This window comes from Streptomyces otsuchiensis (assembly GCF_004305975.1).
Lineage (GTDB): Bacteria > Actinomycetota > Actinomycetes > Streptomycetales > Streptomycetaceae > Streptomyces > Streptomyces otsuchiensis.
Genome location: NZ_BHZI01000272.1, coordinates 1 through 7,717, shown reverse-complemented (window position 1 = coordinate 7,717; position 7,717 = coordinate 1). Strand labels below are relative to the sequence as shown.

The 7,717-nt window shown below is 73.3% G+C and carries 5 protein-coding genes; all 5 read left to right on the top strand.

Annotated features, from left to right (window positions below):
• Positions 1–2,619: amino acid--tRNA ligase-related protein (locus E0D90_RS21245; protein ID WP_438827428.1), on the top strand; the 2,619-nt coding region annotated here is incomplete at its 5' end.
• Positions 2,616–3,968: a glutamate synthase-related protein gene (locus tag E0D90_RS21240; protein WP_130799677.1), complete on the top strand. Its 1,353-nt coding sequence runs from the start codon at positions 2,616–2,618 to the stop codon at positions 3,966–3,968. The genes E0D90_RS21245 and E0D90_RS21240, both read left to right, overlap by 4 nt.
• Entirely contained in the window at positions 3,965–4,888 is a 924-nt protein-coding gene (locus E0D90_RS21235; RefSeq protein WP_103528388.1) for a 3-oxoacyl-[acyl-carrier-protein] synthase III C-terminal domain-containing protein, read from the top strand. Before E0D90_RS21240 ends, E0D90_RS21235 begins: the two co-directional genes overlap by 4 nt.
• A gap of 16 nt (positions 4,889–4,904) precedes the next feature.
• Positions 4,905–6,284, top strand: coding sequence for a preATP grasp domain-containing protein (locus E0D90_RS21230; protein ID WP_130799676.1), 1,380 nt, complete (start codon positions 4,905–4,907; stop codon positions 6,282–6,284).
• On the top strand, positions 6,277–7,638 hold the full coding sequence (locus E0D90_RS21225; protein ID WP_103502425.1) for a type III PLP-dependent enzyme: 1,362 nt from the start codon (positions 6,277–6,279) through the stop codon (positions 7,636–7,638). Before E0D90_RS21230 ends, E0D90_RS21225 begins: the two co-directional genes overlap by 8 nt.
• Positions 7,639–7,717: the final 79 nt, after the last annotated feature.

Sequence of the window (7,717 nt, the reverse complement as noted above, 5' to 3'; positions counted from 1 at the left end):
GTCCGGGCCACCACCACGGTGCCGCCCGCGCCCGTCCCGCCCGCCGGGAACCCCGGCGCGGAGCACGCGGTGGCCGCCCCGTCCTTCGGCGCGTTCGTCGCGTCGGCGGCGGCCGCCGGCTCACTGGTGGTCCAGCCCCGGATGGGCTTCAGCGACCCCGCGCGGATGCGACGCGGCCTGGCCGCCACCCACGCGGCCCGCGCCACCACCGTCGGCACCCTCACCATCGACAGCTACACCCGGGTCGGCGACGGCGCCTCGGCGCGCGCCTGCCTGGACGACGGCATCCCGCTGAACGGCTACCCGATCACCACCCATTCCGCCGAGCGCAGCCGCGAACTGCTGGACGGAGTCCTCGGGCCGGCGTTCCCGGTGCAGGTGCGGCACGGTTCCTCCGTCCCGGAGGGGATCATCCGCTCCCTCGCCGCCACGGGCCTGGACGCCACGGAGGGCGGGCCGGTCTCCTACTGCCTGCCCTACGGCCGCACCCCGCTGGCCCGGTCCGTCGACAACTGGGCCCGGGCCTGCGAGTTGCTGGCCGAGCTGGCGCCCGCGCCCCGCGTCCCGCACGTGGAGAGCTTCGGCGGCTGCATGCTCGGCCAGCTGTGCCCGCCCGCGCTGCTGGTGGCGATCAGCCTGCTGGAAGGCGTGTTCTTCACCCAGCACGGCATCGGCAGCGTCTCACTGAGCTACGCCCAGCAGACCAGCGCCGCCCAGGACGAGGAAGCGGTGCGGGCGTTGCGCCGGCTGGCCGCCGAGTTCCTGCCACCGGGCACCGACTGGCACGTGGTCCTCTACACCTACATGGGGGTCTACCCCATGACGGAGCACGGGGCGCTGCGGCTGCTGGAGTGCTCGGCCCGGCTCGCCGTACGCGCCGGCGCCCGCCGCCTCATCGTGAAGACGGCCGCCGAGGCACACCGCATCCCCACCGTGGAGGAGAACGTCCGCGCTCTGGAGACCGCGGCCGACGCCGCCGCGGCGACCAGCGCGGGCGGGCCCGGCGCGGGGGGCGACAGCGAGGTGTACCTCCAGGCCCGGGACTTCGTCGAGGCGGTCCTCTCCCTGGACGCGGACACCGGCCGCGCGCTGCGCACCGCGTTCGCCCGGGGCTACCTCGACATCCCCTACTGCCTGCACCCCGACAACGCCGGTCGCTCCCGGAGCTACCTCGACGCAGGTGGCCGGCTGCGCTGGTCGGCCACGGGCGCCATGCCGGTCCGGCCCGACCGCGCGGGCGGCCAGGAGGCCCTCACCTCCTGGGGGTTGCTGTCCGCGCTGCACAGCATGGCGCGGATCTTCGACGGTTCGGAGCCCGCCGACCACGACCCGCGGGAGCTGCCCGGCGCCTGGGACGAGCCGGGTACCGAGTCCGGCTCCGCCGAGGCGCCGGAGTCCGGCACCGAACCGGCCGGTGGCACCACCGGCCCGGACGCCGCGGGCCCGGACGTCACCGACGCGGACACCACCGGCCCCGCCGGCACCGACCGCCCAGCCGGCGCGACCGTACCGCCACACCGCACCACCGCGCTCCCGTCCTGTCCCTCCGCCCCAGACCTCGGAGAAGAGATGCCGCACACGACCGCCTCGCTCACTCCCCCCGCCGCCGGGCAGGCGACGCCCGACGGCGCAGCCGCCGGAGCCCCGCTGCCGCCGCCGATCGGGGAACACCTGCGCACGCCCGCCCTGCGTGACGCGATGCTGGTGCAGCAGGAGGCGCTGCACGCCGCCCGCGGCTTCCTTCGCGGACTGGGCTTCGTCGAGCTGCTGCCGCCGCTGGTCGGGCCGGTCACCGACCCGGGCGGGCGCGGCGCCAAGGCGCTGGACGTGGACTACTACGGGCGCCCCTACAAGCTGATGACCAGCGCGATCCTGTACAAGCAGGCGTCGCTGAAGGGCTTTCCGAAGCTCTTCTACATCGCCCCCAACGTCCGGGTGGAGCCGCCGGAGACGGCCGGCACCGGCCGTCACCTGGTGGAGTTCCACCAGATCGACGTGGAGTGGGCGGGCGCGACCCGCGCCGAGATCCAGGAGGTCGCGGGCGGGCTGCTCACCGAGGTGTCCGCCCACCTCTGGCGCACGATTCCCGAGGTGCTGGAGCGACTGGGCCGTGACGAGCTGGACTTCGCGGAGCTGCTCTCCGGGAAGCTCGGCGAGTGCACCCACACCGAGGCCGTGGCACGGCTGCGGGCGCTGGGCCACCCCCAGTCCGCGGACGCCGAGATCGACTGGCAGGGCGAGAAGGTGCTCTCGCTGGAGGCCGACCGGCCGTTCTTCGTCAACGACTACCCCAAGGGCTCGCGCGGGTTCTACGACCGGGAGGACCCTGACCGTCCCGGTGTGCTGCGGAACTTCGACCTGATCGCGCACGGCGGGTTCGGGGAGCTGGTCAGCGGCAGCGAGCGGGAGGCGGACTACGCGACGCTGGTCACCCGGATGCGGGAGAGCGGGGAGAACCCCGCCAAGTACGCCTGGTACCTGGATCTGGCGCGTGAGGGGATCGAGTCCTCGGCCGGGTTCGGCATGGGAGTGCAGCGCCTGGTGCGGTTCCTGACCGGGCTGGACTACCTGTGGCAGGTCAGCGCCTACCCCAAGCTCCCCGGGGTGGTGGCACCGTGAGCGCCCTGCGAGCACCCGGGTTCCCCGAGGACGCGGTCCGTGCCCGGGCCCGGGCCGGCACCGGCGAGGTCTTCCCCGCCGCCGACGGCTACGGCGCGCGGCTCTACGGCGCCGGGACACCGCTGCCGGGCACCGACGGCGTGGCCTTCGACGCGCTGGACCACGCCCGCCTGGTGCCACCGGTGTTCATGCCGCGGCGTCTGGAGAAGCTGATCGAGCTGGGCCGGGAGCCGTTGCACGGCGACGTCGAACTCTCCACCGATATCGGTGGGTTCAGCAGTTCGCTGCCGCTGTACCTGTCGGCGTTCGGCTCGACCCGCGCCGGTTCCGGTGACCTCTCGGTCGCCGCCGGGCGGCAGGCGGCCCGGCTGGGAGTGCCGATGGTCGTCGGCGAGAACATGGTGCCGGTCCACGGCTACCGCCGCGGCGGTGACGAGGCGCAGCGCTCCGCCCTGCTGGCGCGGATAGCCGCCTACCGCGAGGAGGCCGCCGACGGTCTCGGCGGGGTCGTGGTGCAGCAGAGCACCGAGGACGCCGACTCCGAGGTGTGGAACCTGGTCTACTCCGACCCCGACTCCCAGTCGCTGCTGGCCTCGGGCCGGCTCGCCTTCGAGCTGAAGATCGGCCAGGGCGCCAAGCCGGGCCTGGGCGGCATGACCGTCACCGGCACCGCCGAAGCGGCCCGGCTGGAGGGCCAGTTCGATGTCCAGGCGGTCTTCGGCGAGGACAGCGAGCACCGGCTGCGCTGCGCCAGCCCCGGAACCTTCACCGAGGAGATCGTCCGCCAGCAACTGCGCTTCATGCGCAACAACTTCCCGCTGGCCCGGGTCTGGGTGAAGCTCCATCCGGGCCGGGACGTGGCCCACGCGGCACGCGTGGCCTGGGAGGCCGGCGCGGACGCGGTGACCGTCGACGGCGCCGAGGGCGGCACCGGCTGGGCCCCGAACGCCTTCCTCGCCGGGGTCGGGCTTCCGCTGGCGGAGTGCCTGCGGCGGATCGGCGCCACAGACGGGACAGACAGCGCCGACGGGCCCGCCGGGCACTGCCTGCTGGCCTCCGGCCGGATGTGGGAGGGCGGCCGCGCGGTCCGGGCGCTGGCGCTCGGCGCCCGCGCGGTGGGGCTCGGCCGGGCGGCGCTGATCGCCGTCGACGAGGACCCGGAGGCGGGCCTGGCGCGGCTCACCGACGCCCTGGCCCTGGAGGCGCGACTGCTGATCAGCGCGCTCGGCAAGTACCGCGCGGACGACCTGTCCGCCGAGGACCTGTGGTGGCCCGGCCAGGACACCGGCGTGACGCCGGGCCGGGACACGGCCGCCGCCGTCCACGCCGGCGGGGAGGAGACGGCATGACCACCCTCGTCGACGTCGGCAGCCACTTCCCCGGTGCCCGCCTGCCGATCGAGCAGGTCGGCAACAAGGCCGACCTGCCCGACATCAAGATCTTCCGGCGCTACTTCGGGCTGGACACCGTGCACCGCGCACCGGGCGTCGAGACCCACCGGCTGCACGCCGAGGCCGCCGGTTCGCTCCCGATGCTGGCCGGACGGGAACACCTGGTGCGCTACGTGGTGATGGCGCGTTCCATCGCCACCGGCGCCGCCTCCACCGAGGAACCGCCGGAGGAACTGTGCCGGCTGCTGGGCCTGCCGAACGCGGTCGCGTTCAGCGTCACCCAGCACGCGTGCGCCGCCGGCCTCCTCGCCGTCCACCTGGTCGGCGACCTGCTGGAGGCCGACGGCGACCCCGAGGCGCTGGGCCTGGTGCTGGCCGGGGAGCGGGTCGCCACCCGGGCGCTGGAGATCGTGCCGCGCTCCACCGTGCTGGGTGAGGGAACCGCCGCGGTCCTGGTGGGCACCGGCGGCGAACGCGACCGGATGCTGTCCTATGTCACCCACACCCGGGGCCGGTTCGCCGACGGCATCCCGCCGCACGCCGTGGAGAAGGACTTCTTCCGCGAGCACCAGGTGATGCTCGCGGCCACCATCCGCGAGGCCGCCGCGGCGGCCGGCACCACCCTGGAGCGGCTGCGGCTGATCCTCCCGCACAACGTCAACACGGTGGTGTGGAAGCAGCTGTGCGAGGACCACGGGCTCGACCGGGACCAGATCTTCCTGGAGAACGTCCCGTTCAGCGGCCACTGCTTCGGCGCGGACAGCTTCATCAACCACGTCACCGTGCGTGAACGGGGGCTGCTGGCCCCCGGCGACCTCTATCTGATGGTCGGCGTCGGCCTGGGCGCCACCTACTCCGCCGCGGTCTTCCGCCACTGACCTGAGGACTCCCATCATGCTTCAGCAGACTCTGACCTTCACCGAGGGTGTGAAACACGCCTGCGGCGCCGACCCCGGCACCCCGTTCGTCCTGCTCGGCAACTTCGAGGTGGAGGACGAGTGGGCCAAGGGCGAGACGGGGCTGCCCAGCGTCGGCGGCCGCTCCGCCGCGGCGATCGTCAACCGCATGGACGAGTTCGCCCTGCTGCTGGCCGGCCGCGGTGACCACGTCGTCCTCAAGTCCCGTCCGGACGACGGATATCTGGCCTACCTGGACGGGCTCGGCCTGGAGCTGCCGGGAATCCTGGTCACCGACGTCAACGACCCGGCCAACACCGTCAGCGTCGACGCCCTCGCCTCGCCCCGGCTCCACTCCACCCTGCGTGAACTGGCGGGCACGGGAGCCCGGTTGTGGCCCCACGGGATGTCGGCCGTGGAGGAGGAGCTGTGCGCGCTGACGTCCGTGACACCGGCGCTGCCGCCCGCCGCGCTGGTCAAGGCGGTCAACAGCAAGATCTACAGCCGCCGGCTCGCCACCGAGCTGGGACTGGCGCAGGCCCGGGGCTGGTCGTGCGAGAGCGCTGAGGAGTTCGCGTCGGCCGCCGAGGCGGCGATCGCCACCTCGCTCACGTGCGGCCGCCGGGTCGGCGTCAAGGACGCCTACGGCGTCTCCGGCAAGGGCATCGTGGTCGTCGACGACGAACGCCGGATGCGCCAGCTGGTGCGGATGGTCTCGCGCACCGCGAGCCGGTCGGGCAACCCCTGGCTGTCGCTGGTCGTCGAGGAGTGGGCGGACAAGGCCGTCGACCTCAACTACCACTTCACGGTGGCCCTCGACGGCACGGTGCGCTTCGACTTCGTCAAGGAGGCCATCACCGACAAGGGCGTCCACAAGGGCCACCGCTTCCCGGCCCGGATCTCCTCGCGGCACGCCGCCGAGATCGAGGACGCCGCCGAGAGGATCGGCCGGCGGCTTGCCGCCGACGGCTTCCACGGGCCGGTCGGGGTGGACGCGATCATCACCGCCGACGACGAGCTGCTGCCGGTGCTGGAGATCAACGCCCGCAACAACATGTCGACCTACCAGACCGCCCTGCAGGAAAGGTTCATGCGTCCCGGCGCGCTGGCGATGGCCCGCCAGTACGACGTGCGGCTGGCCGGCCACACCTCCTTCGCCCGCATGCGGGACGTCCTCGGCGGCCTGCTGTTCGACACGGACAGCGGCCGGGGGCTGCTGGTCAACAACTTCGCCACCGTCAACGCCGCGGCCACTGGCGAGGGCCCGCACAACGGCCGCCTGTACGGGCTGCTGATCGCCTCCGACGAGGCCGAGCTGGACGCGATCGACACCGCCATCACCCACCGCCTCGCCGAGGAGCGCCCCGACCATGACTGATCCGACCACCACCGCGCAGCGCGTCACCGGCGACGCCACCGAACAGGCTGCCTGCGAGGGCGAGTCCGCCGTCCAGGGCATCGGCTTCGGCGAACTGGCGGAGCGCTTCGGCACCCCGCTCTACGTCTACGACGGCGATGTCATCGCCCGCCAGTACCAGGGGCTGCGCGCCGCGCTGCACCCGTCGGTGGAGATGTTCTACTCGCTGAAGGCCAACCCCAACATCAGCGTCTGTGCCCTGCTGCACTCCCTGGGCGCCCGCGCCGAGGTCTCCTCACTGACGGAGCTGGTGACGGCGCAGCGCGCCGGGGTCCCCGCCGAGCAGACGATGTTCCTCGGGCCGGGCAAGAGCCGCACGGAGATCACCGCCTGCCTCAAGGACCAGGTCACCCTGATCTGCGAGTCCTTCGGTGAGCTGGAACTGATCGACGAGCTGGCCGCCGGCCTGGGCCGCACCGCGGACGTGGTGCTGCGCGTCAACCCGAGCTTCGCGGTCAAGGGCAGCGGGCTGACGATGGGCGGCAAGCCCCGGCAGTTCGGCATCGACGAGCAGGCCCTGCTGGACGCCCCGGATCTGGCCGCGCGCCACGCCAACATCCGGCTGTGCGGCTTCCAGACCTACATGGGCACCCGCATCCTCTCCGCCGCGGTGGTCGAGGAGAACACCTCGCGCATCCTGGACCTGGCCGAGCGGCTGTCCGAACGGCTCGGTGTCCCGCTGGACATCGTGGACGTCGGCGGCGGCCTGGGCGTGGCCTACTTCCCCGGCGAGAGCGATCTCGACCCGGTCGAGGTCGCCGAGCTGGTCAACCCGCACTTCGAGCGGTTCACCGAGCGCCACCCCCGGACCAGGCTGGTCATGGAGCTGGGCCGGTTCCTCGTCGGGCACAGCGGCACCTACGCCGTGCGGGTCCGCTACGTCAAGGAGTCCATGGGCGAGCGGTTCGCCGTCGCCGACGGCGGCACCAACCACCACATGGCGGCCGTCGGCATCGGCTCCTTCGTCAAGCGGAACTTCCCGATGCGGCTGCTCAACCGGGCCGCCGCGGGTGGTGAGGGCGTGCCCTGGAACGTCACCGGCCCGCTGTGCACCCCCAACGACACCCTCGGCAAGGCCGTCTCGCTTCCCGAGGACCTCGCCCCCGGGGACATCGTCGGTGTGGAGCGGTCCGGCGCCTACGGACCCACCGCGTCTCCGGTCCACTTCCTCAGCCACGGCTACCCCTCCGAGGTGCTGGTCCACGCCGGACGCGCCCATCTGGTGCGCAGCCGCGACGACGCGGAGTCGCTGCTGGGCAGCCAGATCCTCCACGACTTCGGCGCCCGGGACGGCGACGGCGAGCTCCCGGCCTGAGCCCCGGAGCCGCGCACCGCACCCCCTGTCCAACGCGACACCGCACCCCCGCACCACCCCACCGCACCACCGCACCGCA

Excerpts from the sequence above, each read along its gene's own strand:
- E0D90_RS21235 (WP_103528388.1), top strand. The coding sequence starts at position 3,965 with ATGACCACCCTCGTCGACGTCGGCAGCCACTTCCCCGGTGCCCGCCTG.
- E0D90_RS21230 (WP_130799676.1), top strand. The coding sequence starts at position 4,905 with ATGCTTCAGCAGACTCTGACCTTCACCGAGGGTGTGAAACACGCCTGC.
- E0D90_RS21225 (WP_103502425.1), top strand. The coding sequence starts at position 6,277 with ATGACTGATCCGACCACCACCGCGCAGCGCGTCACCGGCGACGCCACC.